We start from the raw sequence: 831 nt of genomic DNA on the forward strand, positions 1-831 counted from the left end.
CTGGAGGCGACGGAGGAGGCGCGTGCCGCGCTGGCTCCGGTGCCCCGGCCCGAGATCGTGCCGCTGTCCTTCGCCCAGCGCCGGCTCTGGTTCCTCAACCGTTTCGAGTCGTCCGGTGCGACCTACAACGTGCCGCTCGTCGTGCGTCTGACCGGCCGGTTGGACCGCGGGGCGTTGGAGGCGGCGCTGACGGATGTGGTGGAGCGTCATGAGGCGCTGCGTACGGTCTTCCCCGAGGTGGACGGTGCGCCCTGCCAGCAGATCCTGCCCGCCGGTCAGGCCCGCCCCGCGCTGACGGTCGTCGAGTCCGACGAGGCCGCGCTGCCCGAGGCCCTGGCCCGCGCAGCCGCCCACGAATTCGACATCACGACACAGCTCCCGATGCGGGCGACGCTCTTCACCCTGGGCGAGGAGGAGCAGGTGCTGTTGCTGCTCGTCCACCACATCGCCGGTGACGGCTGGTCGTCCGCGCCGCTGGCACGCGATCTCGCGGCCGCTTACGGTGCGCGGTGCGCGGGAGGGGCCCCGCGGTGGGCGCCGCTGCCGGTGCAGTACGCGGACTACGCCCTGTGGCAGCACGAGATCCTGGGGGACGAGAACGATCCGTCCAGTCCCATGGGTCAGCAACTTGCCTACTGGACAGACCAGTTGGCAGGTCTGCCGGAACAGCTCGACCTGCCGGCCGACCGTCCCCGCCCCGCCGTCGCCAGCCACCGCGGCGCCACCTGCGCCTTCACCTGGCCCGCGGAACTGCACGACGGCGTCGCCAACCTGGCACGGGAAACCGGCGCCAGCGTCTTCATGGTGCTCCAAGCGGGTCTGGCGGCGCTG

Annotated in this window: 1 protein-coding gene; it reads left to right on the forward strand. The window is 72.1% G+C overall.

Annotated features, from left to right (window positions below):
* A partial coding sequence (locus tag AC51EU_RS30795) for a condensation domain-containing protein (protein ID WP_496270379.1) occupies nucleotides 1-831 on the forward strand: 831 nt, incomplete at both ends.

This window comes from Candidatus Streptomyces philanthi, assembly GCF_059553635.1.